At 63.4% G+C, this 582-nt stretch carries 2 protein-coding genes; one reads left to right on the top strand and one right to left on the bottom strand.

All coding sequences use genetic code 11. The features are described 5' to 3' along the window. On the bottom strand, positions 1–410 hold a 410-nt coding region (locus AC1DU6_RS35055), incomplete at its 3' end, for an SDR family NAD(P)-dependent oxidoreductase (RefSeq protein WP_477863160.1). Between the two features lie 53 nt (positions 411–463). On the opposite strand from AC1DU6_RS35055, the gene AC1DU6_RS35050 reads away from it, so the two are divergent. Further along, positions 464–582 (top strand): DUF4287 domain-containing protein (locus tag AC1DU6_RS35050; RefSeq protein ID WP_477863162.1); only part of this gene is annotated, 119 nt, incomplete at its 3' end.

Genomic DNA, 582 nt, shown 5'->3' with positions numbered 1-582 from the left:
GTCTTGCCCCATTCGATCTTGCTCGCGCCGAAGATGTCGTTGACCAGAACGTGCAGTGCCCCCTGTTCACGTTCGATGCGAGCGACCAGATCGCGCACTTCGTCGGCCACCAGATGATCGACCTTTACCGCGATGCCACGGCCGCCCGCAGCATCGACGAGAGCTGCCGTCTCCTCGATGGTTTCGGGTCGATCCATCTCCGAGCGGGCCGCCTGCGTGCTGCGCCCGGTGCAATAGACCGTCGCACCGGCCTCGCCCAGGGCCACCGCGATGCCACGGCCTGCGCCGCGCGTGGCGCCGGCCACCAGGGCCACCTTGCCTGCCAGATGCCTGTTGTGCATGTCACTCGCCTTTGAAATGACCGGTTTGCGATTCGCGGTTTGTCGAAACTCGCTGCTCCGATTCGTCATGCAGCAGATGCCGGCCGATCGCCGGGCGTCAGTCAAACTTGAAGGGTATCGATATGGCAACGCAAGACAACAAGGTCAAGGGCCCCGCCTCCTATTTCCCCTCCATCGAGAAGAAATACGGCCAGCCCATCGCGCACTGGGAACAGGTCATCACCCGGGCCGGGCCGTTGAA

The sequence above is a fragment of the Roseateles sp. P5_B10 genome, from assembly GCF_056400485.1.
Note: the sequence above shows the minus strand (reverse complement) of the source record. Positions and strands in the feature narration are given on the sequence as shown.